This is a genomic window from Rhodovastum atsumiense, from assembly GCF_937425535.1.
Lineage (GTDB): Bacteria > Pseudomonadota > Alphaproteobacteria > Acetobacterales > Acetobacteraceae > Rhodovastum > Rhodovastum atsumiense.
The window spans coordinates 1745621-1771787 of the sequence record NZ_OW485601.1 but is presented as its reverse complement, the minus strand read 5'-3'; the positions used below and the strand labels follow the sequence as shown (position 1 = coordinate 1771787).

The following is a 26167-nucleotide window of genomic DNA, read 5'->3' as shown; positions in this document are numbered from 1 at the left end:
CCAAGGGCCACAAGGCCCTTGGATCCCGCGACGCGCTGCGCGGCACAGAGTCTTGGGTTCCAAGGGCGTAGCCCTTGGTGGAGGTCCAGGAGGCGAAGCCTCCTGGCGGATCGGGCCGCGAAGCGGACCGATGGGCAGCGCCCCGCGATCAGCGTCCGCGGCGTCCGCGTTTCGCCTTCTTCGGATCGTATCCCCCCCCGCCGGGCCCGAGCGGCTCGGGGGTGCGGTCGCGCCGGGGGCGCAGCGAGGCGGAGGGTGCGGGCGGCGGCTCCAGGCCGAGGTCCAGGGCTTCCAGCCGCTTGATCTCGTCGCGCAGCCGGGCCGCTTCCTCGAATTCCAGGTCCGCGGCGGCGGCGCGCATCCGCTTTTCCAGCTCGGCGATGCTGGCCCTGAGGTCCTTGCCGACGAATTCGGTGGTGGCCGTATCGGCGACCGGGGCAACGGTCACGTAGTCCTGTTCGAACACGCTCTCCAGCACCTTGCCGATCTGTTTCTTCACCGATTGCGGGGTGATGCCGTGTGCCTCGTTCCAGGCCTGCTGCTTGGCGCGGCGGCGCTCGGTTTCCTCGATGGCGAAGCGCAGGCTGCCGGTCATGGTGTCGGCGTACAGGATCACCCGGCCCTCGACGTTGCGGGCGGCGCGGCCGATGGTCTGGATCAGGCTGGTCTGGCTGCGCAGGAAGCCTTCCTTGTCGGCATCCAGGATCGCCACCAGCGCGCATTCCGGGATATCGAGTCCCTCGCGCAGCAGGTTGATGCCGACCAGCACGTCGAACACGCCGAGCCGCAGGTCGCGGATGATCTCGATCCGCTCCAGCGTGTCGATGTCGGAGTGCAGGTAGCGCACCTTCACCCCGTTCTCGTTGAGGTATTCGGTGAGGTCCTCGGCCATGCGCTTGGTCAGGGTGGTGACCAGCACGCGCGCGCCGCGGGCGGTGGTGGCGCGGCATTCGGCGAGCAGGTCGTCCACCTGCCGCTCGACCGGGCGGACTTCCACCACCGGGTCGATCAGCCCGGTCGGGCGGATGACCTGCTCGGCGAAGCTGCCGCCGGTGCGTTCCATCTCCCACGGCCCGGGGGTTGCCGAGACGAAGATCGTCTGCGGGCGGAAGCGCTCCCATTCCTCGAATTTCAGCGGGCGGTTGTCGAGGCAGGAGGGCAGGCGGAAGCCGAATTCCGAGAGCACCGACTTGCGGGCGTGGTCACCGCGCTCCATGCCGCCGATCTGCGGCACGGTGACGTGGCTTTCGTCCACGATCAGCAGCGCGTTCTCCGGCAGGTACTCGAACAGGGTGGGGGGCGGCTCGCCCGGGTTGCGGCCGGAGAGATAGCGGGAATAGTTCTCGATGCCCTTGCAGGAGCCGGTGGTCTCCATCATCTCGATGTCGAAGGTGGTGCGCTGCTGCAGCCGCTCGACCTCCAGCAATTTTCCCGCCGCGGTGAACGCCTCCAGGCGTTGCTTCAGTTCGACCTTGATGTCGGCGATCGCCTGGGTCAGGGTCGGCCGCGGCGTCACGTAGTGGCTGTTGGCGTAGACGGTGACGGCATCCAGCTTCGTCGCCACCGTGCCGGTCAGCGGGTCGAATTCGCCGATGCTTTCGATCTCGTCGCCGAACAGCGTCACGCGCCAGGCGCGGTCCTCGTAATGGCTCGGCCAGATGTCGACGACTTCGCCGCGCAGGCGGAAGGTGCCGCGCGAGAAGCCGGCATCATTGCGGCGGTATTGCAATTCCACCAGTGCCTTGGCGAGCGCATCGCGGTCGATCCGCCCGCCCGCCTGCAGCTTGACCACCATGCGCGCGTAGGTTTCGACCGAACCGATGCCGTAGATGCAGGAGACCGAGGCGACGATGATGACGTCGTTGCGTTCGAGCAGGGCCTGGGTCGCGGCGTGGCGCATGCGGTCGATCTGCTCGTTGATCTGCGCGTCCTTCTCGATATAGGTGTCGGTGCGCGGGACGTAGGCTTCCGGCTGGTAGTAATCGTAGTAGCTGACGAAGTACTCGACCGCGTTGTCCGGGAAGAACGCCTTCATCTCCCCGTAGAGCTGGGCCGCCAGCGTCTTGTTGGGGGCGAGGATCAGGGTGGGCTTCTGCACCGCCTCGATCACCTTCGCCATGGTGAAGGTCTTGCCCGAGCCGGTCACGCCGAGCAGCACCTGGTCGCGCTCGCCGGCCTCGACGCCGGCCACCAGATCGCGGATGGCCTGAGGCTGGTCGCCGTTGGGCGCGAAGTCGGAGACCACGCGCAGCCGGTTGGTCAGCGGCCTGGCCGCCTGTTTCTGCGGGATGAACAGGACGGGGGCGGCGCGGGTCAGGACCTGGGGCATGACGATATCTCCTTATCCGTGAGATGGCGCCGCGGCCCCGCAGGTCCAGCGCACGGTGCCATTATGCACCGTGGCCCCGTCTTTAAGAGTCAGGCGCCGGCGGCGACCGCGCGCGCCGGGATCACGGGTGCCGGAAGGGCGGTCCGCCGCCGTTCCCGCATGCCGCGCCACAGGCCGATCAGGATCATGCTGACCGCCATGGTGTCCGCGGTCAGGCCCCAGACCGAGCCGACCACCAGGTTGTGGTTGGTCCAGAATGCCTCCGAGCCGAGGAAGGCGAGGCGCAGATGCTGCGGGTCACGCTGCAGCCGGCCGCAGGCCGCCATCAGCAGGCCGCCGAGCGCGAGTACCGAGGGCAGGCCCGACCAGGTGAGCGCGGTCACGACCAGGCTGAAGACGATGGTGGCGGCAACCGCGAGGTTGCGCAGCAGCGGCTTGCGCAGCAGCGAGACCGCCAGGCCCTGGGTCGCGCCGGTGGCGCACATCGCGGCGGCGGTGGGCGCGCCGAGCAGGCCGTAATGCAGGGCGAACAGGCAGGAGCTGAGTACCTGCACGGCCAGGATCCGCTTGCGTGTGCGCAGCAGCGGCCACAGGCAGTTCGCCGTGACGCCGAGCGCGCCGGCGACAGCAGCAGGGGTGATGCCGGCGAGGATCGCCGGCAGGATGTCGGAGAGGAAGTGCATCGGGGCAGGCCATTCTGGAACGGAAGAAGACGTCGTAGAACAACGAGGGCCGCAATGGGCGCGAGCTATCGACAGGTCTGTCATGGGCTTCGGGTGCAGCAGGGATCCAGGTGGCGCGGAGCCGCGTTACCTTGGCGCTGCCGCTCTCTCCTGCTACTCTGCACGCGGCCGACCCGCCATCCGGATTACGGTGTTACCGAATCCTCTCCCCGCGTAGAGCCCCGATGGGCGATTTCCAGGAAGGGATGACCTTCCCGGCAGCGCGCCATTGCCCGGCGCCGGAGGCATCTAACCTGCAGCAGGCCGACTCTGCGCGCTGACCCTGTATTCCAGGTTGTTGGTGATCCGCCCGAAGATTATGCAGGTCACAATTCCATACCATCATCCTGGGAGTTCCTAGATTGTCTGTTGCAGGACCACACGCTGTCCCTGGCCAAGAGTCTGCTTCTATTGTTGCAGACATCGAGTGGTTGTCCGATATTCAGACAGGGACAACGGAGATTCGATGCCCAAATTGTGACGATTTTGGTGCAAAGCGGCCAGTCCTGCGCGTCCCGCAACGGAAGCAGGCAAACGAAGCCGAATGGTCAACCTTGTTCCGCTGTTCCCATTGCGGATGTGGGTTCTTCCATCCCTATGACAGCGCGGATTACCGGGCCGAGCCGTCAGGGGGCGATGCAGCTCTGGCCTTCTATCTGCAGCAAGGCGCCGGCCTGCGGGGAATAACGTCGAATCTGATCACTCTGGGCAGGCCGGCTGGCTCTCAGTACCTCGAGGTTGGCTGCGGATTTGGATTCGGGGTGGACTTTGCGCGGCGCGCGCTTGGCTGGAATGTCCTGGGGCTTGATCCGTCTCCGTTCGCCCAGGCCGGGCGTTCCATGTTGGCGCTGCCAATCGAGTCCCGGTATCTGACGGCCGACGATGCTTCGTTACAAAATAGATTCGATGTCGTGATGGCATCGGAAGTCATCGAGCACGTGGTGTCCCCCTTGAGCTTCGCGCGGACGCTTTGGGCTTCTCTGCGCGACGGCGGCAGCCTGGTTCTGACAACCCCGGACGTTGACGCCGTGGATCCGGGGACGCCGGCTGGCCTTCTCGTTCCGCTCCTGTCGATCGGCTACCATCCGGTTCTTCAGAGCCAGGCCAGCCTCGCCGCGTTGCTCCGTGACGCGGGCTTCGTGGATGTTGCCGTGCGCCGCACAGGGGGCGCCTCGCTGGAGGCCCGGGGGCGACGGGGGCAAGCCGCAAGCGCTGCCACGGTCGTTGACGGTGACAGGCTGTACCGACGCTACCTCGACGACGTCCGGGCGGCGATTGAGCGCGATGGGGATCTGTGGCTTGGCTTCACGGCCCGCGCCTATCGCGAGGCCGTCAATGCAGGCGATCTGCCGGCCGCCGATACCATCTGGAAGGAATTCTCCGCGGCGTGTTCCCGGCGCTTTGGCTTTGATCCGGACGCTGGTGCGGCCCAGGCCCGGCTTCCGGGCGGCGAGACACTCGAGGCTTTGGTGAAGCGCGAGCCCCTTTGCCTGGGGCCCGTGCTGGCGCACCGGGCCTTGCATCGTCTGGTGGCCGGGGCGCCGCGGCCGGCGGTCGAACCCGTGTTCATGCGCGCGGTGGCGGCATGCCAGCGGCTGCGGATGGCGCTGCAGCGGATCGGCACGGATGACGCTGACGCCGAGGACATCGCCTGGGTGGCGCAAGCGGAAATCATCCTCTGTGCGGCCGCGCGCGGTGCCAGGGATGTCCCGGAGCGTATCGAGGCCCTTGGCCCTTCCCCCGCCGACGCGCAGGCGGCCCGCGGCGGCGTCCATCCGCGCCACGCCTTGCTCAGGCGGCGGGCCTTTGTCGGACTCGTCAACGCGGCCAGCCTCGATGAGGCAGGGCGCCTGGCCGGGGTCGTCGCGGAGGTCGAAGCGCATGCCACCACGCCAGGCGCGATTCTGGCGGATGACGAACTCGACGTTCTTTATTGCTCGGCCGCGCGGGAACTGCAGGTGCCGAAGGGGTCTGCGGCGCGGGCGCTCGATCTTCTGACCCTGCTCGACGCCGCGTGCGCGGCCGCGCGGCAGGCCGGGCGAACCGGGGGATCGGCCGTGACACTGGTCACGCCAGTGCGGGAGGCGAAGGCCCTCGCGCTGAAGGTTCTCGGCCGGACCGAGGAGGCAGAGCGCGAGCGGGCTGCTCGTCAGGGGTAACGGTTGCCCTGAACGGCAACAGGCCCGGCAAAGGAGCACTTTGCCGGGCCTGCAGGAGTGTACCGGTCATCTCGCCCGGCGTCAGGAATCAGCACCAGGGCCGTTTTACGACGGGCGCAAGCACCGCCTGGAAAACGGCCCTGGTTTCCTCTCGCTCAGACGAAGTCAGAGCTCTTCAGGTTCGAAACACCGAGGACGGTGATCTTCGATCCATCCGAAAGCGTGATGGTCGTATTGCCGCCACTCAGTGTCTGGCTGGCGAGGGCCTGGTTGACCGCGCCGGTGTCTCTCTGGGTGACGTCACCATTGAGGTACCCATGCAGCGACAGGTGGTCGATGCCGCTCACGAAGTCGGAGATGATGACGTTGGTGCTGGAGGAGGTCTGATTTGCGTTGAAAACAAACAGATCCTTACCGCCGCCACCCCAGATCGTCGCATTCCCGGAACCGGCAAAGATGGCGTCATCGCCAGTGCCTGCGCCGATCAGTGCGTTGGTGCTGTTGGAAGCGAAGTAGGTGTTGTTGCCCGTCGACTGGCCCCCCGAAAGGGTCTGGTCGCCTGTGCCGGCCACCAGCACGTCCGAGGCACTTCCGGCCGCGAACAGGGTGCTGTTGCCGCCACCGCCGAACAGGGTGGTGGTCTGCTCGCCGGCGACGAGCACGTTGTTGCCACCGTAACCGCCAGCAAAGTAGCCGCCGCCTGCGCCACCGAAGGTGGTGCTGCTGCCGCTTCCGCCGACCACCGTCGCAACGCCGGTGCCATTGACGAAAGTCAGCTTTCCGGACCCACCGAATGCCAGAACGTTACCGCTCTCTGCGCCGATGGTATCGTAGCCGCCGCCGGCCACGACGGTATCAGCGGTGCCCTGGCTGTAGACCACGTTGTTGCCAAGGGCGATGCCGATGAGGTTGTTGCCGCTTCCCGCCAGGATCGTGTTGTTGCCGACCGCAGCCACCACCGTGTCGTTGCCGCTACCGGTGGAGAAGAGGTTGTCGCCGCCCGCTGTCGCGTTGGTGCCGATGAGGTCGTTGCCGTCACCGGAGTACACGAACTGTTGAGCGGACCCGGCCGTAAACTGCAACGGAGAGCTGCCGGATACGATCGTAGCAACATCCGTGCCGCCAGCCACGGTTGCCGTTCCGGTGACCACCAGGGCCTTGTAGCCTGCGGGCACGGAAATCGCGGAATCGCTATCCGAGATGTATCCGACCGCTTGCTCGCCGCCCGGGACAGTCGGGAGCGCGCTGCCGGATGCTGCAAGTCTAATCGTAGGAGTAGTCGATTGGGTGAGTATATCCTCAACGTTTTGTAAAACTTGTGCTGCAAGCTTGGCAGACTGCTCAGTCGTAAACTCAAGTTTTACCGGTGTATCCCCCACACCTGGCACCGTTACGTCAAAACCCACCTGTAGACCTCCTTCACCTGACCCAGCCCAAGCCAAAACACCCACAAACCAATTTCAAATGTCAGAAATTTACGATTGAGAAACTATCTATGTGCGATCTAGCAAAGATTGCATGGAAGCACAAGCTTGTGAGGCAGCCATGCGAAAAACTGTTTGGTGACACGCATGGTGAGCGATGTGCGCCAGCCGGCGTCGTGCATTTTCCTTGACTGTAGCCGCTGCGCCGCGCCCGCTTTCACGGGTGTTGCGGACAGCCGTATGCGTTCCCGTCACGGCGGTTCGGGTGCAAGCCCGGCTCTGTAGGGGGGGGGGCTAGTGGTTCGGGCGAGAAGGCGTCAGCCGCCACGCGCGAACGCGCTCGCGGCGTTGCCGGCAAAAACGGCATCGATTGACGTGCGCGAAACCAACAAGACGTTCGCACGCCGCGGTGAGGGAACCATCAAATCAGGATGCCCCTGGCCATGGAAGGAACACCTCGCTGACCGCATCGAGGGTGAGCCCCGAAAGAAGGGCGACCGACATGCATCATTTTTTTCATGATACATATCAAGGAACATGCGTACAAGCAAAATTTCACGACAGAACAGCATAAGATGGAAAAACATACGCCGTGCTATTGATATTTTTGCGCCAGGGACTGTGAAGCCGGTCAGTTGAACGAGGGCGCCTGTCTGTCTGTTTCTCTCAGGTGTGGTCTGTCTTTCCCGACACGGCCACCCGCGCGCAAAAATCCAGGGAGATCCAGATGAAAGCGATGGACGACTTGTTCCTTTATATGCTCCAGGACGTCTATTACGCCGAGCGGCAGATCCTGAAGGCACTGCCGAAGATGACCAAGGCAGCGCAAAATGAACAGCTCCGTCAGGCCTTTACGCAGCATCGCGAGGAGACGCAGGGACAGGTGGACCGCCTGCAGCAGGTATTCGAACAGATCGGCAAGCGGGCTCGTGGCAGCACCTGTGAAGCGATCCAGGGTCTGATCGAGGAAGCCGAGGAAGTCATCAGCGAATTCGAGCAGGGCCCGGTGCGGGATGCCGGTCTCGTGGCCTGTGCGCAGGCGGTGGAGCATTACGAGATTGCCCGTTACGGCGCGCTGCTGGCCTGGGCGAAAGCCTGCGGCCTGAATGAGGCGGCGACGTTGCTGGAAGAGACGTTGCAGGAAGAAAAGAAGACCGACCAGTTGCTCAACGACCTGGCGAACAGCGAGATCAACCAGCAGGCTGCCAAACAGGCGAAGGCGGCGTAAGGCGATGGCGGTGCCTGCCGCGCGCAGGCACCGCCCGTCCGCGGCGAGACGGAACTTTCGTTCCGGACGGTTTGCGGCCTGGTCCTGCCCTTCTCCTTTCCCGGTAACCGGGGGCGGGCATGCCGTGCGCTACACCACCTGGGGCGGAGGAGGGGTGGTCGGTGGCTCATGAGGCATCGGCTGTGGGGGCAGCTCGATGGGAGGAGGCGGAACTTCCGGCTGTGGTGGCGGCGACTCGGGCACTTCAGGTGGCGACGGAGGGGGGTCAAGCGGGCGATCGCTGAACTGGCCCATGGGCATCTCCTGCAGGGGAAGGATGCGCTGACCGTTTTCCCGGGCCAGCGCGTCCTGGCTCTTGTGGTTTCTGTGGGCAACCAGATCGGTGGGCTGCCCCCGGTCTGGCTGATGTTGTTCTAGCGTTAACCGTTGACGACGGTTCCACCGTTCGGATGCAACACCTGACCGGTCATGCAGGCGGCATCGGGCCCGGCGAGGAAAATATAGCAGGGAGCCACGTCATCGGGGTGGCAGCGCCGCTGCAGGGCCGTGGTGTTCCCGTGCGCGGCGGCCTGCCCGGCCGGGAAGCTCACAGGAATGAGTGGCGTCCAGAAGGGGCCGGGGGCAACCGCATTCACGCGGATGCCGCGCTCGGCCAGATTGAGCGCGAGCGAGCGGGTGAAGGCAACGATGGCTCCCTTGCTGGCGGACTCATCGATCAGGTCCGGGTCGCCCTTGTAGGCGCTGACCGACGTGGTGTTCACGATGGCCGCTCCCTCCGCCATGTGCCGCAGGGCTGCCCGCGTCATGAAGAACGTGCCGAAGACGTTGGTGCGAAAGGTCCGCTCGATCTGTGCGTCGGTGATCTGCTGGAAGGCGGGTTGCGGATGCTGCTCCCCGGCGGTGTTGACGAGGATGTCGATCTGGTCGAAGCGGGCGACGACCTGGGTCAGGGCGTCATCGCAGAACGCGGAATTGCCGATGTCGCCGCAGATGGCCAGGGTCTGGCAGCCTGTCTCCTGGATCAGGCGCATGGTTTCCTGCGCATCCTCGTGCGCGTCGAGATAGATGATGGCGACATCCGCTCCTTCCTTGGCGAATCCGATCGCAACGGCGCGCCCAATGCCGCAATCGCCGCCGGTCACCAGGGCCACGCGGCCGGCAAGCTTGTTGGCGGCCCGGTAGCCGCGCATCTCGGCGGCGGAACACGGTGCCATCGTCGCTTCCTCCCCGGGCGGCCGTGGCTGGCTCTGCGGAGGCACGTTGGCCTGATCTGTGCTGCTCATGGGCCTCTTCCTCCCCCTGTTCAGGAGAGAACGGCCGTGTGCGGGGCGGGGTTCTCAGGGATGCGGAAACGGATGGAGTCACGCCGCGGCAGCCTGGCCGAGGGATTGGTTCCATTCATGAACGATTTCGGATGCGTGCCGTCGCCCGTCGTAAGCAGGCATGGCGGTTCAGCCGGTGATGCGGCTGCGGAAACCGATCAGGCTTCCTCACGACGCGCGAGCCGAACCGCCGTGCGCAGCAGCAGCGCCTGGTCCTCGGGCGTGCAATCGGCATAGGCGCGCAGGAGCGCCATTTCATCGGCCCGCGTTGCGATCGGAGGGGCAGCCGGACGATCCTGGCCCGTCAGCAGGAATTCGGCCGAGGTGCCAAGCGCGCGCGCGATCCGGGCGAGGTTGCCACCGACCTGGCCCGCCCGTCCGGTTTCCCATTGTGCGACCGCGCTGCGCGTGACGCCGACGGCGCGGGCGAGCTGATCCTGCGTCAGGCGCTGGGCCCGGCGTGCGGCACGGATCCTTTCCCCAAGGGCAGGAACGGTGGTGCTGTCCGGTTCTGACGACATGGTTCCCTGTATAGGTGAGTCCGCCTAACGGAGGAAGGGAGGGATATTGACGGGTGATGTTAATTATACTAACGTAATAACGTTAGTTGGAGGGTTTCATGCCAACCGCAAGACCTCTCTGGACGCCACCTCGCGATGCCCAACTCCGCCGGCTCCGTGCCGAAGGGGCCACATGGGCAGAGATCGCGGCGGCCCTCTCGGTGACCCGCATTGCCGCGATCGACCGGGGCAGGCGGATCGGGGCGCGCGCTCCTTTCAAGGCTGCGGCGCCTGCTCATGACGATCCTGCCCGGGATCCGCTGCCTGCCGGCCATCCTCGTGCCTGGGCGGTGCTCACGGCGGGGACGTGCCTGGCCGGCACCCTCTATCCGTTGTCGCTGGTCAGGGGGGCCTGATCCGCATCCGTCGCGGGATGCCTGCGTGCGATCGTCGCTGCCCTGGCCGGGCCGGTTCGGACGCGGTCAGGTGTCAGGGCAGCAGGCTGGGGCGCTGGCGTGGCAGGCGGAAGCTCACCTGGCATCGCGGCGTGGCAAAAGTCCCTTGGGCGGCTTCCTCGTCGAGGTGGCCGCTGACCTTCAGGACGAAGGCCGGTTTCGTGGTGGACTGCCCGATGTCGCGGCGGGGCGGGGCCGTGGTGAGCTGGCCGGAGAAGCCGCCGTCGGGTGACACGGTTCCTGAAATGACCAGGGAGCCGTCGTCGGGGGCGAAGCTGAAGCCGTCGCCGACCCGCACCAGCGTCGCCTGTGTCGGCGCGGCGGGCGCGGGCGCACAACCGGGGATGGTGCCGGCGTAACGAAACTGGGCAGTGAGCCGCGGCGTGCAGGCGGCGACGATCACCGCCCCCAGGGCCAGGGCCGCGAGCCCGGGCAGAGGCAGCCTGAGGGGGCCGGTGGCCCCTGCCGTGGCTGCAATGCGAATGGTCGTTGCAGTGCGGGGCCGGCTTCTGCCGGAGAGATCCGTCTCACGCGGCGCGTCGGTCACGATCGGACCCTCTGTATCGTCCGCCGGCCGGGTTGCCGGTCCAGGCAAGGCTCTGGAGTTCGCCACCCGCGCAGGGGTGGCGAAGCCGTTCCGGGTCAGAGTGAGGTGAGCGTGACGCGGGCGACGCCGCGGTCGAGGATGCCGAGAGCCTGGGCGGCCCCGCGCGAGAGGTCGATGATGCGGGTGCGGGTGCCGGGGCGATCATTGATGGTTACCACCACGTCGCGCTTGGCGCCGGCGAGGGCGACGCGCACCCGTGTGCCGATGGGCAGGGTGGCATGGGCGGCGGTCAGGGCGTTCTGATCATAGATTGCGCCGCTGCTGGTGCGGCGTCCATGCCATTCCGGGCCACCATACCAGGATGCCATGCCGGTCTGGACGAAGCTCTGTTTTGCCTGCGGGCCGTCGTCATGATCGACGAAGGCCGCCGTATGGGATGAATGTGAAACGAATTTGGTGGAAACGGCGGGAGGGGTGGGCGCCGGCTTGCGCAGCCTTGCATGCGAATGCGCGACCGGCCGACCGGGCCGCGCATGGGCGGATTTGCGGTGTTCAACGGAATTTGGAGCCCGGCGTGCCGCCGAATCCTGCGCCAATGAGGGGGTTGCCAATGCGGGTGCAACCAAAAGCACGGAAGCCACGACGCCCGAAAGGGCGGTTCTTGAGGGATTGAACATCAATCATCTTCCCATACTGGTGCCGCTGTCCCGTGTCGGGAACAGCGACAAGAATGGTTGTATCCCGCCAGCGCGAAGGCACAGCGGGAATGACCAGGATTAAACAGCGGCATACAGCCAAGGAAACGTGTGACGATCAACCCCGGAATTGAGGCTGAAGTATGGCTCGAGCCCAGGATGCTCAATCGGATGGTGCTTCGTAACTCCATCGCATCGGATGATTCGCAGAAGGACTGGACTATTCTGATTGAATTACAAATGCTTCCGATACGTTCCGAATGTGATGGGACGGACTGCGGACAGCAATCTTCTTCATGAGATTAGATTCCTTGACAAAGTGCCGTTGGGCATTTCTGCGCGGCTGCGTGCCCGGGGTCGATCCGGGGGCGTGACGACGGGTCCGCCGGCCGGTGGGGCGGACGTGCCGCTTCAGCCTGTTCCGGTGCCGCGACGCAGCAATCCCATGCGGGCCAGGAACAGTGGCGTCTGCACCGCGAGCGCGGAGCCGGCCTGGGCGAGGAAGCCGGGCAGGTCCGCGGGCGGGATCACCGCCAGGCTGCGGTATTCGCCGTCACCTGCAGCGGCGTGCGCGGCCCGGATCTCGGCTGCCCGCAGCCGCGTGCGCAGCGCGATGCCGAGGTCGAGGACATGGCTGCCCGCATGCTCGACGATGCCGAGCAGGCGGGGATCGTGCACGGCATCGGCCGGCAATCCCACTTCCTCGCGCAGTTCGGCGAAAAGCGCGGCGAGCACGTCCACGCTGCCATCCGGCCGGGCCGACCGGATATCGACGCTGCCCGCCGGCGGCGCCTGCCACTGGCCGGGCTGGTACACGGCATCGGCCGGCCGCTGCCCCAGCACCACCCCGTCGGGTCCCAGCAGGATGCCGTTGACCGCCAGCGGCCGCAGCCTGAGTGCCTCGAACAGCCCGGGTTGGTCCATCTGCGCCACGATGCGGCGGAACTCGGTCCAGTGGCCGGTGAGGTGGTCCGGGGCGATGGCGTCGGCGCTGAACACCCGGCCATTGAACAGCCGTCCATCCATGCGTCGCTGCGCCGCCGCCCAGAGCCGGTCGATTTCGGCTTCCAGCGCCGGCGACAGTCCGGGCATGTCACGCACCACGCGCATCTGCAGGTGTGGCACGATATCGTGGACGTGCCAGCCGGCCGGGCATGCAGGGTGCGGTGCCGGCATGATCAGCTCAGTTCGGGCTCCAGCCAGCGGGCCCAGGCATTGTAGTTGTTGGCGGCCCCCGGCGCCATGTCCGTGCGCAGCACCACCCGGTGCGGGCCCGAGAGCGCCGGCAGCCGCACCGACCACGGCATGCGCTCGCGTGAGGCCACCACCTGCTCGGCGCGCAGCAATTCCGCACCCGCCGCATCCTCGATCGCCAGCGAGAACACCACCGCCGCGGCCGGTCCGCCGGCATGATGCAGGGTGGTCGTGAACCGTGTCTGCCCCGCGAGGTCGCGGGCGAAGACGGCACAGGCGGATGGTTGTCCCGGCATGTTCGGATGCAACTGCATCGATCGCCCGTCGAAGGTGAAGAACGCCCAGGGCACGGCTTCCAGGTTCCGTGTCGCCACGGCCGCCGGCTGTGGCTCGGGGCTGATCAGTGGCAGCGGCGGTGGCGCGGGCGGATAGGCCCGCAGCGGCACGCGGCGCAGGAAGGTGGTGATCTCGTCCTGCGACCGGCGCTCGAACTGGTTGGCATCGAAACATCCGGCCAGTGCCGGTTCCAGCCCGGCGGGCAGCTTGCCCGGCAGCATGGCCGCGTCCAACTGGTCCAGCCAGCGGGCGGTGGGATCGGCGAATACCGCCGTTTCCGCCGCGCCGCCGGTGTCGCAGACCAGCAGGTCGAGCTGTGGCCAGCCCAGGTGGCGCAGCAGATCGGTGACGGTCAGGGCAGGAATGGTTCGTTCCGCCTCGTTCATCTGGTCATGCAACTGCACCAGCCAGTCCCCGATCACCCGCGCACCGACGCCCAGGCGGGTCGGGCTGTGCCAGGCCGCGGCCTGGATCATGCGGATTCGGGGCCATGGTCCGGCATTGAGCGCCAGCAGCCTGGCATTCGTTGCCAGCGGCTCGACGCAGGCGATCATTGCCCGCGGATGCCGCCATGCCAGCCATACGGCCGCATAACCCACATACCCGCCCAGCACCAGGATGCGCCGTGGCGTCGCCCGCATCTCCACATCCAGGCAACCGTCGCGGAACACCCGGGTCAGGCTGCCGATATCGGCGCTGGCACCGCGGAAATGCAGCGGCTGTCCCAGTTCCGGCAGCAAGGCGTGCGACAGGCCGGTGAACTGTGCCGCCATCTGGCCGAGATGGTCGAAATAAGCCCCGCGCAACGTCGTGTTCTGCGGATCGGCCAGCAACGCCGCTTCCAGCTCCGCCTTGTGGCGCTGCATCTGCTGCAGGAAGCCGGCGGGCGTGCCATCCGGCCCGGTGGTGGTCATGTCATGGGTTTGCATGGAATCCTCGCCGCCGCAGTCTCCGCAATCGGCGATGAAAAAGCGAGCGCCACTGTTTCCGTCAGGCACCCGCTGCGGATCCGGCATTTCCCGGGTGGCGGAAATACGGGAAAAATTGCAAAATAGAAACATTGCGATTTGAGCTCGGAAGGAAATCGCGATGCCAGATATCCGAATGTCGGCCGAGCACCTCTCCGGGGTGTTTCATCATGTCGTCATCGATATGGTGCGGCGGGATGGCCCCGATCTGTCGGCGCGGCAGTTCGCGGTCTTCATGATCTGCACGCTGCAGGATGGGCCCCATACCATCCGCGGTCTCGCGATGGACCTGAAGGTCTCCAAGCCCGCCATCACCCGCTGCCTCGACCGGCTGGGGATGCTGGGTCTCGTGCAACGCTTTCCGGACCCGCGCGATCGCCGCAGCGTCATCGTGCGTGCGACCGAAGGCGGGCTGAAGCTGCTCTCGGACCTGCGCGGATTGCTGGTCGGCGCCGACGCGGACCTTGCCGGGGTCCGGCCGGCCGGCGCCAGGTCGGGGGCGATCGGCTGAATCACGGCCGCTGCCGCGGTTGATGTTGCTCTATCGGAACAGCGGGGAGGCGCCGTCCGTCATGGCGATCTCGCTGATCAGCTTGCGCGTCATCGCCGCGCCGAAGCTGCGGAAATCCTGTATCTCGATGACGAAGCTGCCGGGACCACCGATGACGTGCTCGCGGTACCAGTTCGGCAGTCCTCCGGGGGGCTGCACATGGGCGAAGGTCCAGGACACCGGGTTCTCGTTGACGATGGCCAGCCCGTTCACCACCACGCCGCTTTCCACCGCGCGATCGCGGACCAGCTCGACGTCGGGGCCATTGTTGTTGGTGCCGTCACCACAGACATCGATCACCCGGCGCTGCGCCTCGAACGGGGCCGTCTCCAGCGCCTTCAGCGCATGCTCCATCCCCGCGCCGATCGCGGTGCGGCCCCAGAAGCTGCGCGGGGCATCCCGCAGCTTCTGGGCGAAGGCCTGCGCGCTCGGCTCGTCGCGGATCACCGTCCAGTCCACCACGGTGCGAACCTCGTAGCCGCTGGCGAACTCGATATAGGTGACGGCGATCGCGCCGAGCGGCCCGCTGCGGATGGCCTCGATGACTTCGCCGCTGGTGAAGGCGATCCGATATCCCTCCTTTTCCAGGGCGAATTCGGCATCGTCGACGCTGCGCGAGACATCCGTCACCAACGTGAGCAGAAGGTCCACCGGCTCGGCCGCCCGCGCGCGCGGGGAGGGCAGGAGGGAGGCGACCAGCAGGGAAACCATGAGCAGCCACCGCATCGGGCCATGCTCGCGGATTCCCACCTGCAAGGGGATAGTGCCGGCTACTGACTCGCCCACACGATGCGGTGAAGCCAGGTCACCTGCGGCAGTTCGAGACTGCGGTCGGGATAGGCCGGGTTCAGGCTTCTCAGGTCCACCCGCCGGGCCGAACGCCGGGTGAGCTGGCGGACCATCACCTCGCCGTCCTGGGTCCGCACCACCACGCGGTCGCCGCGCCGGATCGGGGCGACGGGGGAGACAATGACGACGTCGCCGTCGCGGAACACCGGTTCAGTCGAGGTACCGGCGATCTCCAGGGCATAGGCATGCGGATCGGCGATCTCGGGCAGTGCCATCTCATCCCAGCCGCCCCCGACCGGATAGCCGCCGTCATCGAAGAACCCCTCGCCGCTGGCCTGGGTCAGCCCGAGCAACGGGATGCGGCGCGCCGTGACCGGCGTGGCCCGGCCGCCCGCCGGCAGCGCCCGCGCCCCGGTCACCAGGGCGGTGAATCCCTCCAGCGAGGCGCCGGTCGCTTCCAGCACCTTGGCCAGGCTCTCGGTACTCGGCCAGCGCGCCCGCCCATCGGGCATGCGGCGTTTCGAAGGGTTGAACGTGGTCGCATCCAGTCCCGCCCGCCGCGCCAGGCCGGAAGCCGACAGCCCGTGCTCGGCCGCGAGCGTGTCCAGCGCTCGCCAGATGTCTTCGTGCTTCATGGTATGCAGTCCTGACCGCGCCGCGACGGTGCTTGCGATCCGAATGTGACGGCAATCGTGAACATGGTGTTATAGGAATTGCCGCCGAAGGGAACTAGGAAGATGTGCACAACATGCCTGCGGCCATCTTCCTGCCTGGCCGCCGCTGCTTGACCGCCGCCACCCGCGCGGCAGATTGGCGTCATGACCGTCTTCGCCAGCCCGTACCAGTACCGGATCGGCCTTGATCTCGGCGGCACCAAGATCGAGGCCGCCGCCCTGCTGCCTGACGGCAGCCTGCGGATGCGCCGCCGCATCCCGACGCCGGCCGGCTACGAGGCCCGGCTCACGGCCATGGCCGATCTCATCGGCGGCATCGAGGCGGAGCTGGGCGGGCGCGGCAGTATCGGCCTCGGCATTCCCGGGGCGATCAGCCCCGCCAGTGGCGTGGTGAAGAACGCCAATTCCGTGGTGCTGAACGGCCGCCCGCTCGACCGCGACCTGGCCGCCCTGCTCGGGCGCGAGGTGAGGGTGGCCAACGACGCCAATTGCTTCGCCCTCTCCGAGGCCGCGGACGGCGCGGGGGCCGGCCGGTCCTGCGTGTTCGGCGTCATCGTCGGCACCGGCTGCGGCGGTGGCATCGTGCATGACGGCCGCCTGCTGGAAGGCCGCCACCGGATCGCCGGCGAGTGGGGCCATATGTCGCTGCCCTGGCCCGACGCCGGGGAATTGCCTGGCACGACCTGCTGGTGCGGCCGCCGCAACTGCCTGGAAACCTATATCTCCGGCACCGGACTCGCCATGGACTGCGACGGTCCGCAGGCGCGGGATGCCAGTTCCATCCCGGGCCGCGCCGCCGCCGGCGAGGCGCGCGCCCAGGCCGCGCTTGCCCGTCACGCCGATCGCATGGCGCGCGGGCTGGCGATGGTGATCGACCTTCTCGATCCCGATGTCATCGTGCTCGGCGGCGGTCTGTCGAACATGGCGCATCTCTATGTCGACATCCCGCGCCTGCTGCCGAACTACGTGTTCTCCGATGTGGTTCACACCCCGGTGGTGCAGAACCTGCACGGCGATTCCTCGGGCGTGCGCGGGGCGGCCTGGCTATGGCCTGCCCCGCCGCCCTGAACCGTTCCCGCGATTGCCGTACTTTATTTAGGTACGTTCCGGGGCTTGCCCGGTGGCGCGTGCCCAGGGCGCGCCGGCCGCGATGGCCCGTGCGGCCACCGGGCAGTCCTCGGCATGCGCCCCCGGCAGGTACCCCAGGCTCATCAGGAACTCGCCCACGATTTCCCCGCCGGTGAACAGGAAGGTCTTGCGGAACAACCTGACCCAGTCGGGTTTTTCGCGGGGATGGTGCGCCTGGAGCCATGCGGCGAATCCGCCGTGGCTTTCCCGGAATGCCTGCACCCGCCGCGCATTCTCGATCACCGCCGCCACTTTCAGGCGGTTGCGGATGATGCCGGGATCGGCCAGCAGCCGGGCAGCGTCTGCCGGTCCCAGCGCCGCCACCCGATCCACCTCCCAGCCCAGGAACGCCCGCCGCAGGCTCTCGCGCCGCCTGAGCACCAGTTCCCATGACAGCCCCGCTTGCATGATCTCCAGGCAAAGCCGTTCGAACAGCACGGTTTCATCCGATGACGGGAAGCCGTATTCGTGGTCATGGTAGGGGCCGTGCAGCGGATGCCCGGGAGCGATCCGGCAGTAGCCGCTCATCGTGGTCCGGTCCTGCGCTGTGTGCCGTGGCCACGCGGCGACGTACCGTCAGGCCGCGGGCGGAGCTGGCGTGACCGGAACACCGGCGGACGCGCCGAAATGGTCAGAGAGCCGCCAGGATCGCTTCGGCCCGGCTGACGTCGAAGCCGCCAGGAGCCTCGATCGCCAGTTGCGTCACCTTGCCGTCCTCGGCGACCAGGGCGAAACGCTGGCTGCGCACGCCCAGGCCGCGCGCCACCAGATCCAGTTCCAGCCCGAGCGCCCGGGTGAACTGGCCCGACCCGTCGGCCAGCATCAGGATCCGGTCGCCCACGCCCTGGTCCTTCGCCCAGGCCCCCATGACGAAGGCGTCGTTCACCGCCATGCAGACGATGGTGTCGACGCCCTTTGCCTTCAGGGCCTCGGCCTGCTCGATGAAGCCCGGGAGGTGCTTGACGCTGCAGGTTGGCGTGAACGCGCCCGGCACGGCGAACAGGACGACTTTCTTGCCTTTGAAGATCTCGTCGGTGGAAATTTCCTTGGGGCCGTCGGCCGTGGCGGCCATCAGTTTCATGGATGGAATATTATCGCCGACCTTGATCGTATTCATGCCCCTGCCTGCTTCCCCTTTCGGGCGCCTGCGGCCGTTCCGCGGCGCGTAAGGCGGCATTCCTAGCCGCCCGTGCCACGGGAGTCACTGTGCGCTCCCTGCGGCCTTGCCGCGAGATCTCCGCCGTGGCGCTTGCGTCACGGCGTTGTCCCGCCAAGATAGGGGGCATGGCACACACTCCCACCGAACCGGACGTCTCCGAGACATCCCTCGCCGGTCAGATTCTCATTGCCATGCCGACGCTGGGCGACCCGCGCTTCGCCCATAGCGTGATCTATCTCTGCGACCATTCCGACAAGGGGGCGATGGGCATCGTCGTCAACCGCCCGCTCGAGACCCCGAGCTTCGAGGATCTGCTGCGCCAGCTCAATGTCGATCCGGTGCCGCCGGCCCGCTCCATCCGCCTGTGCAGCGGCGGCCCGGTCGACAATGCCCGCGGCTTCGTCCTGCACACCGCCGACTGGACCGGCGAGGGCAGCCTGCGCGTCGATGACCGCTTCGCGCTGACCGCTAGCCTCGACATCCTCAAGGCGATCGCCGGGGGCGGTGGTCCCCGCCAGGGCGTGCTCGCGCTGGGCTATGCCGGCTGGGGCCCCGGCCAGCTCGACACCGAGATCCAGCACAATGCCTGGCTGTCGGCCCCCGCCGATCCGGCGCTGGTGTTCGATGCCGATAACGACACCAAGTGGCGCCGTGCCCTGGCCGCGCTGCACATCGACCCGCTGCTGCTCTCGGCCACGGCCGGTCATGCCTGAGCGTTTCCATTCCACCGTGCACACGGTTTTCTGATTTTTTCTTCCTGCGCGAGAGATCGGCGTGAACCGGCCGCCGCTGGCGCCGTTTGTACTCCGGACGGCCCCGACGGTGGCGCGATGCGCTCCGGCGTGGCCGTTTGCCACAGGAGGAACACGCATGAAGACACTGCTTCTCGCCGGTGCCGCCCTGGTCATGACCGTGGGCATCGCGGCCGCCCAGACCGGGGGCCAGACCGGGGGCACGTCATCCGGATCCGGCTACTCGGGCGGCAACACGCATAGCGGTGCCACGGGAACCGGCAACAACACGCTGTCGGGGAACAAGGGAACCAGGATGCAGGACAGCGGCACCGTCCCGAGCCAGACCCCCGGCGGTGACATCTCAACCGGCGGCAGCAGCGGCGTGCCCGGTGGCGGCGGCGGTAGTGGCACCGGCAGCGGCACCGGCAACTCCCGCTGACATTCGATCAGGGGTCGGGCGCCTTGGGCGCCCGGCCGCCTACCAGATGAAGGACGGCACAGCGGCGACCGGCGCCAGCCCGGCCTGCCGGGCGGCCGCTTCCACCGCCCCGGGATTCCCGCCCAGCTCGGCGCCGTGGATTCCCCCCAGCACCCAGCAGGCATCGATGCCGACCCCGGTGGCACCGGCGATGTCGGTGCGCAACGCGTCACCCACCGCCAGCACGCGGTGCTTCGGCACCCCGAGCATTTCGACCACCGGCGTGTAGATCGCCGGGTCGGGCTTGCCGATCCAGCGCGTCACCCCGCCCAGCGCCTCGTAGCATTGCGCCAGCGTCCCCGCGCAGATCAGCCGCACCCCGCCGCGGATCACCTCCAGGTCGGGATTGGCGCAGACCATCGGCAATCCGGCCGCGAGGCAGGCCCGCAATTCCGGCATGTAGGGGCCGGGATCGGTGGGGCTGCGGTCATCGTCCGGGCCGGTGTTGAGCAGGAAGGTCGCCTGGTCCGGCCGGTTCACCGGCGTGATCGGCAGCCCTTCGAAGACGTTGCGATCGCGTTCCGGCCCCAGGTGGTACACCCGGTCGCCGAGGCCGGCGAAGAACGGATCGGTGCGGTCGCGCAGCATCCAGTGCGTCGCCTCGCCGCTGGTCAGGATGTCGGTGTACAGCGCATCGGCGATGCCCATCGCCCGCATGCCCCGCTGCGCCATGAAGGACCGCCGCGGCGCGTTCGACAGCAGCACCGAGCGCTTGCCCATGGCCTGCAGCCGCGCCAGCACGTCCACCGCCCCGGGATAGGGGCTCACCCCGTCATGCAGCACGCCCCAGAGATCGATGATGAATCCGTCGTAGCGGCTGGCCAGGGGCGCGAAGCCGGTCAGGTGTTCCATGGCCGTCACCTCAGGTCCGCGCCGACCGCCTCGGCGACCGAGGCAAATCCCTGTTCCTCCAGCGCCGCCAGCAATTCCCGGCGCAGGCGCCCGACCAGGGCCGGCCCCTCGAACACCAGCGCCGAATAGACCTGCACCAGCGAGGCTCCGGCGCGGATCTTCGCCAGCACGTCGCGCCCGCTGCCGATCCCGCCCACGCCGATCAGCACCAGCCGCCCGGCCGCGAGCCGCGCCGCCCGGCGCAGCATCTCGGTCGAGAGCGCGAACAGCGGCGCCCCCGACAGCCCACCGGCTTCCCGCGCCTGCGGCGAGCGCAGCCCGGCCGGGCGGGAAATCGTGGTGTTCGACACGATCAGCCCCGTCACGCCGCCGGCCACGCAGCTTTCCACCACGCTCGCGAGCCCGTCTTCCGACAGGTCCGGCGCCACCTTCACCAGCAAGGGCGGGTGCGGCCCGGCCCCCGCGCGCACCGCCTCCAGGATGCTCCGCAGCCGTGCCTCGCCCTGCAGGTCGCGCAGCCCCGGCGTGTTGGGGGAGGAGATATTGATCACTACGTAGTCCGCGTGCGGCGCCACCGCGGCGACCAGGGCCGGGTAGTCGCGCTCGGGGTCCGCGCCTTCCTTGTTGATGCCCACGTTGGCGCCGACCGGCACCCCGCCGGACGCGGCCCGTCCGGCGGCGAGGTGGCGCACATAGGCCTCGATCCCGCCGTTGTTGAAGCCGAACCGGTTGATCACCGCCCGGTCCTCGGTCAGCCGGAACAGCCGCGGCCGCGGATTGCCCGGCTGCGGCCGTGGCGTGACCGTGCCGGTCTCGACGAAGCCGAAGCCAAGCCGGGTCAGGGGGGCGACCGCCAACGCGTCCTTGTCGAACCCGGCGGCGAGGCCGATCGGGTTGGCGAAGCGCTGCCCCAGCACCGAGACCGCCAGCCGCGGGTCGGAGGGTTCGGTGTCCCGGCCCGCCAGGCCGAGCCGCAGGGCCCGCAAGGCCAGGCCATGCGCCTGTTCGGGGTCGAGGGTGTACAGCAGCGGCAGCAGCGCCGAGGCAAGTTGGGGCATCATGCCGGGCAACCTGTCGGAAAGCCGGGCCGAAGGAAAGCTTGCCTCCCCGCATGTCCGACCCGACATGCCGGGCATGTGGAACGAGCCCTATCTCGAAACCTGTTGCCGCTCGGCGCTGCACCGGGTGTCGCTGTGCGGCGCGGTCGGGCGGCCTGCCGGGCTGAAGGACGGCCCCTGCCTGGAACGGCTTGCCGGCATGGGCCTGGTGCGCCGGCGCGGGGACGGGCGCTACGAACTGACGCCGTCGGGCACGGCACGCCATGCCAGCGAGGTACTGAAGCGGGCCTGACCACGCCCCCGGGGGATGCACGCCTGCGTGTGACGGGCCGGGATTCCCCGGTTCCCACTCTTGCCCTGTCAGCTTCCCTCGCCGCAGGATAGGGCATGAGTGAGACGGTTCTCGACGTCAAAGGCATGACCTGCCCGTTGCCGGTTCTGCGGGCCAACCGGGCGTTGCGCGCACTGGCTCCGGGCGAGCGATTGCGCGTGCTGGCCACCGACCGTGCGGCGGTGTCCGATTTCCAGGCCTTTTGTCGGGAAACCGGTCATGCCTTGCTGGCCTGCAGCGAGGAGGAGGGGGTGTTCAGCTTCCTGATCCGCAAGCGGGCCGAACCATAAAAGGGAGACGTCCGTGGCGGTCGCGCTGATCACCCATCCTGCCTGCCTCGAACACGATACCGGGCCCTGGCATCCCGAATGCGCCGACCGCCTGCGCGCCGTGCTGCGGGCGCTGGAGACCGAGGAATTCCTGCCGCTGATCCGCGAGCACGCCCCGGTGGCGACCGAGGAACAGCTGCAGCGCGTGCATCCCGCCGACTATATCCAGGCCATCCTGAACATCCGCCCCGAGCCCGGCCTCTCGGTGCCGATCGACAACGACACCGTCATGAGCAGCGGCAGCGCCGAGGCGGCGCTGCGCTCGGCGGGCGGCGCGATCATGGGGGTGGACGCGGTGATGGAGGGCTGGGCCCGCCAGGCCTTCGTCGCCACCCGTCCGCCCGGCCACCATGCCGAGCGCTCGAAGCCGATGGGCTTCTGCCTGTTCTCCAACGCCGCCATCGCCGCGCGGCATGCCCAGGCCCGCTGGGGCCTGAAGCGGGTGGCGGTGGTGGATTTCGACGTCCATCACGGCAACGGCACCCAGGACATCTTCGCTTCCGACCCGACGCTGTTCTACGCCTCCAGCCACCAGTTGCCCTGCTTCCCCGGCACTGGCGCCGCCTCCGAGCGCGGGGTGGCCAACAACATCATCAATGCGCCGCTGCCACCGGGCTCGACCGGCAGTGATTTCCGCCAGGTGTGGGACGACATGCTGCTGCCGGCGCTGGAGGCGTTCGGCCCCGACCTGCTGATCATCTCGGCCGGGTTCGATGCCCACAAGCTCGATCCGCTGGCGCAACTGCGGCTGGAGACGGCGGATTTCCGCTGGATCACCGAACGCCTGCTGCAGATCGCCGGCCGGCACTGCCGGGGCCGCCTGGTCTCGCTGCTTGAGGGGGGCTACGACCTCGATGCGCTGGCGGCTGCGACGGCCGCGCATGTCCGGGCATTGTTGCACGGATGACTATCTGGTCCGCCGCGGGGTTGGCGCCGCCGGTCTGAAGGGCTACGAACGGGCACTTCTGTGACAGTTGTGTCCGATCGAGGAGACTGCGGATGTCCGGCCCCCGCCAGATGCCACCTCCAGCGGCGGCCGCGGCCGAACCCGCTCTCGCCACCCTTTCCTTCGAAGACGCCCTCGCCGAGCTCGAGAAGATTGTGCGCGGCCTGGAAGGCGGCCAGCAGAAGCTGGAAGAGGCCATCGCCGCCTATGAGCGCGGCGCCCGGCTGAAGGCGCATTGCGAGGCCAAGCTGGCCGAGGCCGAGGCGCGGGTGCAGGCGATCGTCGCCGGCACCGATGGATCCCTTTCGCTGCGGCCGGTGGAGTGATGAGCGAGTCGTTGACCGCCGCGCTGAGCCGGGTTGCGGCGGAGGTTGAAGCGGCGCTGGAAGACCTGCTGCCGCTGACGGAAGGGGCCGAGCGTCGCGTGATCGAGGCGATGCGGTATGGCTGCCTGGGGGGTGGCAAGCGGATGCGGGCCTTCCTGGTGATGGAAGGGGCGCGGCTGTTCAACGTGGACCGTCGGTGTGCGGCGCGGGTGGGTGCGGCGCTGGAGATGGTGCACGCCTATTCGCTGGTGCATGACGACCTGCCGGCGATGGACGACGACGACCTGAGGCGGGGCAAGCCGTCCTGCCACAAGGCGTTTGACGAGGCGACGGCGATCCTGGCGGGGGACGCGCTGCAGACGCGGGCCTTCGAGGTGCTGGCGGAGGCGGACACGCATTCCAACCCGGAGGCGCGGTGCGAGCTGGTAGCGGCGCTGGCGCTGGCGGCGGGGGCGCGCGGAATGGTGGGCGGCCAGATGATCGACATGGTGGCGGAGGGGCAGGTGCTCACGGCCGAGGAGATCACGCGGCTGCAGGCGCTGAAGACCGGCCGGCTGATCCAGTTCGGTGCGGAGGCGGGGGCGATCCTGGGACGTGCGGGGCCGGCGCAGCGTCATGCGCTGGCGGCGTATGGGCGCGACCTGGGGGCGGCGTTCCAGATTGCCGACGACGTGCTGGACCAGGAGGGGACGGCGGCGGAGCTGGGCAAGACGGCGGGCAAGGACCTGGCGGCGGGCAAGGCGACGATGGTGTCGGTGCTGGGGGTGGCGCGGGCGCGGGCGCAGGCGGAGATGCTGGCGGCGCAGGCGGCGCGGCACCTGGAGAGTTTCGGCGCGAAGGCGGGGCTGCTGCGCGAACTGGCGGCGTACGTGGTCACCCGGCGCAACTGAGGCGGCGAAGGATCGGACGATGAACGCACCGACAGGAGACGGGCCGGCCACGAGTCCGCGCCCGAAGACGCCGTTGCTTGACCGGGTGCGGGTGCCGGCGGACCTGCGCAATTTCTCGGTCGAGCAGTTGCGGCAACTGGCGACGGAGCTGCGGGCGGAGACGGTGTCGGCGGTGTCGGTGACGGGCGGGCACCTCGGTGCCTCGCTCGGGGTGATCGAGCTGACGCTGGCGATCCACGCGGTGTTCGACACGCCGCGCGACCGGCTGATCTGGGATGTCGGGCACCAGTGCTACCCGCACAAGATCCTGACCGGGCGGCGCGAGCGCATCCGCACGCTGCGCCAGGGCGGGGGGCTGTCGGGCTTCACCAAGCGGGCGGAGAGCGAATACGACCCGTTCGGGGCGGGGCACAGCTCGACCTCGATCTCGGCGGGCTTAGGCATGGCGGTGGCGCGCGATCTGAAGCGCGCGCGCGGCATCGCCGACGACCGCCAGGTGATCGCGGTGATCGGCGACGGCTCGATGAGCGCCGGCATGGCGTATGAGGCGATGAACAACGCCGGGGCGCTGCGCAGCAAGCTGGTGGTGATCCTCAACGACAACGACATGTCGATCGCGCCCCCGGTGGGGGCGATGAGCGCCTATCTGTCGCGGCTGTTGTCGTCGCAGAGCTTCCTCAACCTGCGCGACGTGGCGGCGAAGATGGCGCGGCGCTTCCCGCGCGGGCTGGAGCGGACGGCGCGGCGGGCGGAGGAATTTGCCCGTGGCATCCTGACGGGTGGCACGCTGTTCGAGGAGCTGGGCTTTTACTATGTGGGCCCGATCGACGGGCACAACCTGGATCACCTGCTGCCGGTGCTGCGCAACGTGCGCGAGGCGGATGATCTGGGTCCGATCCTGGTGCACGCGATCACCAAGAAGGGCAAGGGCTACGCGCCGGCGGAGCGCAGCGCCGACAAGCTGCACGCGGTCAGCCGGTTCAACGTGATCACCGGCGAGCAGGTGAAGCCGCCGCCGGGTCCGCCGAGCTACACCAAGGTGTTCGCCAATGCGCTGATCGACGAGGCGGAGCGCGACCCGGCGATCGTGGCGGTGACGGCGGCGATGCCGACGGGAACCGGGCTCGACCTGTTCGGCAAGCGCTTCCCCGACCGCTGCTTCGACGTGGGCATTGCCGAGCAGCATGCGGTGACTTTCGCCGCCGGGCTGGCGGCGGAGGGGATCAAGCCGTTCTGCGCGATCTACTCGACCTTCCTGCAACGCGCCTATGACCAGGTGATGCACGACGTGGTGCTGCAGCACCTGCCGGTGCGCTTCGCGCTGGACCGGGCGGGTCTGGTGGGGGCGGATGGCTCGACGCACGCCGGCAGCTTCGACCTGGCCTATCTGGGGTGCCTGCCGGGGATCGTGCTGATGGCGCCGGCGGACGAGGTGGAGCTGACGCACGCGGTGGCGACCGCGGCGGCGATCGACGACCAGCCGAGCGCGCTGCGCTACCCGCGTGGCGACGGGGTGGGGCTGACCATCCCGCAGCATGGCGAGGTGCTGCCGATCGGGCGCGGGCGGGTGCTGCGCGAGGGCGGCCGGGTGGCGATCCTGTCGCTGGGCACGCGGCTGGCGGATGCGCTGGCGGCGGCGGAGGAGCTGGCCACGCGCGGCCTGCCGGCGACGGTGGCGGATGCCCGCTTCGCCAAGCCGCTCGATACGGCGCTGATCGAGCAACTGGCGCGCCACCACGAGGTTCTGATCACCATCGAGGAAGGCAGCGTCGGTGGGTTCGCGGCGGCGGTGATGCAGCATCTGGCCTGGAAGGGATTGCTCGACCGCGGCCTGCGCCTCCGGCCCATGGTGCTGCCCGACCGCTTCATCGACCAGGACACCCAGCCCCGCCAGCTTGCGACCGCCGGGCTGACCGCAAAGGACATCGTTACCACCGTGCTGCAGACACTTGGACAGGACGCCGCCCTGACCGCCTGATCCGGGGCGCTGCCCCGGCCCCGCCAGGAGGCTCCGCCTCCTGGACCTCCGCCAAGGGCCGAAGGC

General features: G+C 68.1%; 27 protein-coding genes. 12 read left to right on the top strand and 15 right to left on the bottom strand.

Annotated elements, in window-relative coordinates; all coding sequences use genetic code 11:
• Positions 1-148 precede the first annotated feature (148 nt).
• Both uvrB and NBY65_RS07905 read right to left on the bottom strand, forming a co-directional pair.
• Positions 149-2329 (bottom strand): excinuclease ABC subunit UvrB, encoded by a 2181-nt coding sequence (uvrB, locus tag NBY65_RS07910; RefSeq protein WP_150040485.1) that lies wholly within the window; start codon positions 2327-2329, stop codon positions 149-151.
• Between the two features lie 89 nt (positions 2330-2418).
• Positions 2419-3012, bottom strand: coding sequence for a YgjV family protein (locus NBY65_RS07905; protein WP_162530512.1), 594 nt, complete (start codon positions 3010-3012; stop codon positions 2419-2421).
• Between the two features lie 593 nt (positions 3013-3605).
• Between NBY65_RS07905 and NBY65_RS07900 the strand changes: the two genes are divergently transcribed.
• The gene (locus NBY65_RS07900; protein ID WP_150040483.1) at positions 3606-5210 is read left to right on the top strand and encodes a class I SAM-dependent methyltransferase; all 1605 of its coding nucleotides are present in this window, start codon (positions 3606-3608) and stop codon (positions 5208-5210) included.
• 155 nt (positions 5211-5365) lie between these two features.
• On the opposite strand, the gene NBY65_RS07895 is transcribed toward NBY65_RS07900, so the two are convergent.
• On the bottom strand, positions 5366-6616 hold the full coding sequence (locus tag NBY65_RS07895) for a calcium-binding protein (protein ID WP_150040482.1): 1251 nt from the start codon (positions 6614-6616) through the stop codon (positions 5366-5368).
• Between the two features lie 745 nt (positions 6617-7361).
• Here NBY65_RS07895 and NBY65_RS07890 point away from each other — a divergent pair.
• The gene (locus NBY65_RS07890) at positions 7362-7862 is read left to right on the top strand and encodes a YciE/YciF ferroxidase family protein (protein ID WP_150040481.1); all 501 of its coding nucleotides are present in this window, start codon (positions 7362-7364) and stop codon (positions 7860-7862) included.
• Positions 7863-8281: 419 nt separating this feature from the next.
• On the opposite strand, the gene NBY65_RS07885 is transcribed toward NBY65_RS07890, so the two are convergent.
• The 6 genes from NBY65_RS07885 to NBY65_RS07860 form a co-directional block, all read right to left on the bottom strand.
• Positions 8282-9145, bottom strand: coding sequence for an SDR family oxidoreductase (locus NBY65_RS07885; protein WP_150040480.1), 864 nt, complete (start codon positions 9143-9145; stop codon positions 8282-8284).
• 197 nt (positions 9146-9342) lie between these two features.
• Positions 9343-9705, bottom strand: a complete 363-nt coding sequence (locus NBY65_RS07880; protein ID WP_150040479.1) for a helix-turn-helix transcriptional regulator — start codon at positions 9703-9705, stop codon at positions 9343-9345.
• Positions 9706-10173: 468 nt separating this feature from the next.
• On the bottom strand, positions 10174-10686 hold the full coding sequence (locus NBY65_RS07875; RefSeq protein WP_150040477.1) for a hypothetical protein: 513 nt from the start codon (positions 10684-10686) through the stop codon (positions 10174-10176).
• A 95-nt stretch (positions 10687-10781) separates the two neighbouring features.
• The gene (locus NBY65_RS07870; protein ID WP_203330458.1) at positions 10782-11054 is read right to left on the bottom strand and encodes a septal ring lytic transglycosylase RlpA family protein; all 273 of its coding nucleotides are present in this window, start codon (positions 11052-11054) and stop codon (positions 10782-10784) included.
• A 738-nt stretch (positions 11055-11792) separates the two neighbouring features.
• The gene (locus NBY65_RS07865) at positions 11793-12557 is read right to left on the bottom strand and encodes an NUDIX domain-containing protein (RefSeq protein WP_150040475.1); all 765 of its coding nucleotides are present in this window, start codon (positions 12555-12557) and stop codon (positions 11793-11795) included.
• Positions 12558-12559: 2 nt separating this feature from the next.
• Positions 12560-13840 carry a class I SAM-dependent methyltransferase gene (locus NBY65_RS07860; protein ID WP_150040474.1) on the bottom strand — a complete coding sequence of 427 codons (1281 nt, stop codon included), beginning with the start codon at positions 13838-13840 and terminating at the stop codon, positions 12560-12562.
• Between the two features lie 160 nt (positions 13841-14000).
• Here NBY65_RS07860 and NBY65_RS07855 point away from each other — a divergent pair, with 160 nt between their 5' ends.
• Positions 14001-14390 (top strand): MarR family transcriptional regulator, encoded by a 390-nt coding sequence (locus tag NBY65_RS07855; protein WP_338110408.1) that lies wholly within the window; start codon positions 14001-14003, stop codon positions 14388-14390.
• 30 nt (positions 14391-14420) lie between these two features.
• Here NBY65_RS07855 and NBY65_RS07850 read toward each other — a convergent pair whose 3' ends face one another.
• Together NBY65_RS07850 and NBY65_RS07845 are read right to left on the bottom strand one after the other, a co-directional pair.
• Positions 14421-15155, bottom strand: coding sequence for a DUF1194 domain-containing protein (locus tag NBY65_RS07850; RefSeq protein ID WP_150040473.1), 735 nt, complete (start codon positions 15153-15155; stop codon positions 14421-14423).
• Positions 15156-15199: 44 nt separating this feature from the next.
• Positions 15200-15853 carry a S24 family peptidase gene (locus tag NBY65_RS07845; protein WP_150040472.1) on the bottom strand — a complete coding sequence of 218 codons (654 nt, stop codon included), beginning with the start codon at positions 15851-15853 and terminating at the stop codon, positions 15200-15202.
• Positions 15854-16036: 183 nt separating this feature from the next.
• Between NBY65_RS07845 and NBY65_RS07840 the strand changes: the two genes are divergently transcribed.
• Complete coding sequence (locus NBY65_RS07840) at positions 16037-16960, top strand: ROK family protein (protein ID WP_150040471.1); 924 nt, start codon at positions 16037-16039, stop codon at positions 16958-16960.
• 27 nt (positions 16961-16987) lie between these two features.
• Here NBY65_RS07840 and NBY65_RS07835 read toward each other — a convergent pair whose 3' ends face one another.
• Positions 16988-17548, bottom strand: a complete 561-nt coding sequence (locus NBY65_RS07835) for a DNA-3-methyladenine glycosylase I (RefSeq protein WP_150040470.1) — start codon at positions 17546-17548, stop codon at positions 16988-16990.
• 103 nt (positions 17549-17651) lie between these two features.
• Positions 17652-18137 carry a peroxiredoxin gene (locus NBY65_RS07830; protein ID WP_150040469.1) on the bottom strand — a complete coding sequence of 162 codons (486 nt, stop codon included), beginning with the start codon at positions 18135-18137 and terminating at the stop codon, positions 17652-17654.
• A 167-nt stretch (positions 18138-18304) separates the two neighbouring features.
• On the opposite strand from NBY65_RS07830, the gene NBY65_RS07825 reads away from it, so the two are divergent.
• Entirely contained in the window at positions 18305-18892 is a 588-nt protein-coding gene (locus NBY65_RS07825; RefSeq protein ID WP_150040468.1) for a YqgE/AlgH family protein, read from the top strand.
• A gap of 157 nt (positions 18893-19049) precedes the next feature.
• Entirely contained in the window at positions 19050-19352 is a 303-nt protein-coding gene (locus NBY65_RS07820; RefSeq protein WP_150040467.1) for a hypothetical protein, read from the top strand.
• Between the two features lie 39 nt (positions 19353-19391).
• Here NBY65_RS07820 and NBY65_RS07815 read toward each other — a convergent pair whose 3' ends face one another.
• Positions 19392-20243, bottom strand: a complete 852-nt coding sequence (locus NBY65_RS07815; RefSeq protein WP_150040466.1) for a TIGR01459 family HAD-type hydrolase — start codon at positions 20241-20243, stop codon at positions 19392-19394.
• 5 nt (positions 20244-20248) lie between these two features.
• Entirely contained in the window at positions 20249-21301 is a 1053-nt protein-coding gene (locus NBY65_RS07810; protein WP_203330461.1) for a quinone-dependent dihydroorotate dehydrogenase, read from the bottom strand.
• Positions 21302-21377: 76 nt separating this feature from the next.
• Here NBY65_RS07810 and NBY65_RS07805 point away from each other — a divergent pair, with 76 nt between their 5' ends.
• From NBY65_RS07805 to dxs, 6 genes are all read left to right on the top strand, one after another.
• A complete protein-coding gene (locus NBY65_RS07805) occupies positions 21378-21593 on the top strand; it encodes a helix-turn-helix domain-containing protein (protein WP_150040593.1) in 216 nt (71 codons plus the stop codon).
• A 95-nt stretch (positions 21594-21688) separates the two neighbouring features.
• Positions 21689-21922 (top strand): sulfurtransferase TusA family protein, encoded by a 234-nt coding sequence (locus tag NBY65_RS07800; RefSeq protein ID WP_150040464.1) that lies wholly within the window; start codon positions 21689-21691, stop codon positions 21920-21922.
• 13 nt (positions 21923-21935) lie between these two features.
• Complete coding sequence (locus tag NBY65_RS07795) at positions 21936-22868, top strand: histone deacetylase family protein (protein ID WP_150040463.1); 933 nt, start codon at positions 21936-21938, stop codon at positions 22866-22868.
• Positions 22869-22978: 110 nt separating this feature from the next.
• On the top strand, positions 22979-23233 hold the full coding sequence (locus NBY65_RS07790; RefSeq protein WP_150040592.1) for an exodeoxyribonuclease VII small subunit: 255 nt from the start codon (positions 22979-22981) through the stop codon (positions 23231-23233).
• A complete protein-coding gene (locus tag NBY65_RS07785; protein WP_250265645.1) occupies positions 23233-24123 on the top strand; it encodes a polyprenyl synthetase family protein in 891 nt (296 codons plus the stop codon). The genes NBY65_RS07790 and NBY65_RS07785 overlap by 1 nt, the downstream gene beginning before the upstream one ends.
• Positions 24124-24142: 19 nt before the next feature.
• Positions 24143-26101 carry a 1-deoxy-D-xylulose-5-phosphate synthase gene (gene dxs, locus NBY65_RS07780; protein WP_250265644.1) on the top strand — a complete coding sequence of 653 codons (1959 nt, stop codon included), beginning with the start codon at positions 24143-24145 and terminating at the stop codon, positions 26099-26101.
• Positions 26102-26167 lie beyond the last annotated feature (66 nt).

What these genes read in the sequence shown, in the direction of transcription:
- NBY65_RS07830 (WP_150040469.1), bottom strand. Translation starts at nt 18,137, where the DNA reads ATGAATACGATCAAGGTCGGCGATAATATTCCATCCATGAAACTGATG.
- NBY65_RS07810 (WP_203330461.1), bottom strand. Translation starts at nt 21,301, where the DNA reads ATGCCCCAACTTGCCTCGGCGCTGCTGCCGCTGCTGTACACCCTCGAC.
- NBY65_RS07835 (WP_150040470.1), bottom strand. Translation starts at nt 17,548, where the DNA reads ATGAGCGGCTACTGCCGGATCGCTCCCGGGCATCCGCTGCACGGCCCC.
- NBY65_RS07805 (WP_150040593.1), top strand. Translation starts at nt 21,378, where the DNA reads ATGTGGAACGAGCCCTATCTCGAAACCTGTTGCCGCTCGGCGCTGCAC.
- NBY65_RS07785 (WP_250265645.1), top strand. Translation starts at nt 23,233, where the DNA reads ATGAGCGAGTCGTTGACCGCCGCGCTGAGCCGGGTTGCGGCGGAGGTT.
- NBY65_RS07855 (WP_338110408.1), top strand. Translation starts at nt 14,001, where the DNA reads ATGCCAGATATCCGAATGTCGGCCGAGCACCTCTCCGGGGTGTTTCAT.
- NBY65_RS07800 (WP_150040464.1), top strand. Translation starts at nt 21,689, where the DNA reads ATGAGTGAGACGGTTCTCGACGTCAAAGGCATGACCTGCCCGTTGCCG.
- NBY65_RS07880 (WP_150040479.1), bottom strand. Translation starts at nt 9,705, where the DNA reads ATGTCGTCAGAACCGGACAGCACCACCGTTCCTGCCCTTGGGGAAAGG.
- NBY65_RS07825 (WP_150040468.1), top strand. Translation starts at nt 18,305, where the DNA reads ATGGCACACACTCCCACCGAACCGGACGTCTCCGAGACATCCCTCGCC.
- NBY65_RS07845 (WP_150040472.1), bottom strand. Translation starts at nt 15,853, where the DNA reads ATGAAGCACGAAGACATCTGGCGAGCGCTGGACACGCTCGCGGCCGAG.
- NBY65_RS07890 (WP_150040481.1), top strand. Translation starts at nt 7,362, where the DNA reads ATGAAAGCGATGGACGACTTGTTCCTTTATATGCTCCAGGACGTCTAT.
- NBY65_RS07790 (WP_150040592.1), top strand. Translation starts at nt 22,979, where the DNA reads ATGCCACCTCCAGCGGCGGCCGCGGCCGAACCCGCTCTCGCCACCCTT.
- NBY65_RS07870 (WP_203330458.1), bottom strand. Translation starts at nt 11,054, where the DNA reads ATGGCATCCTGGTATGGTGGCCCGGAATGGCATGGACGCCGCACCAGC.
- NBY65_RS07820 (WP_150040467.1), top strand. Translation starts at nt 19,050, where the DNA reads ATGAAGACACTGCTTCTCGCCGGTGCCGCCCTGGTCATGACCGTGGGC.
- NBY65_RS07840 (WP_150040471.1), top strand. Translation starts at nt 16,037, where the DNA reads ATGACCGTCTTCGCCAGCCCGTACCAGTACCGGATCGGCCTTGATCTC.
- dxs (WP_250265644.1), top strand. Translation starts at nt 24,143, where the DNA reads ATGAACGCACCGACAGGAGACGGGCCGGCCACGAGTCCGCGCCCGAAG.
- NBY65_RS07905 (WP_162530512.1), bottom strand. Translation starts at nt 3,012, where the DNA reads ATGCACTTCCTCTCCGACATCCTGCCGGCGATCCTCGCCGGCATCACC.
- NBY65_RS07850 (WP_150040473.1), bottom strand. Translation starts at nt 15,155, where the DNA reads ATGCGGTGGCTGCTCATGGTTTCCCTGCTGGTCGCCTCCCTCCTGCCC.
- NBY65_RS07860 (WP_150040474.1), bottom strand. Translation starts at nt 13,840, where the DNA reads ATGCAAACCCATGACATGACCACCACCGGGCCGGATGGCACGCCCGCC.
- NBY65_RS07865 (WP_150040475.1), bottom strand. Translation starts at nt 12,557, where the DNA reads ATGCCGGCACCGCACCCTGCATGCCCGGCCGGCTGGCACGTCCACGAT.
- NBY65_RS07885 (WP_150040480.1), bottom strand. Translation starts at nt 9,145, where the DNA reads ATGAGCAGCACAGATCAGGCCAACGTGCCTCCGCAGAGCCAGCCACGG.
- uvrB (WP_150040485.1), bottom strand. Translation starts at nt 2,329, where the DNA reads ATGCCCCAGGTCCTGACCCGCGCCGCCCCCGTCCTGTTCATCCCGCAG.
- NBY65_RS07815 (WP_150040466.1), bottom strand. Translation starts at nt 20,243, where the DNA reads ATGGAACACCTGACCGGCTTCGCGCCCCTGGCCAGCCGCTACGACGGA.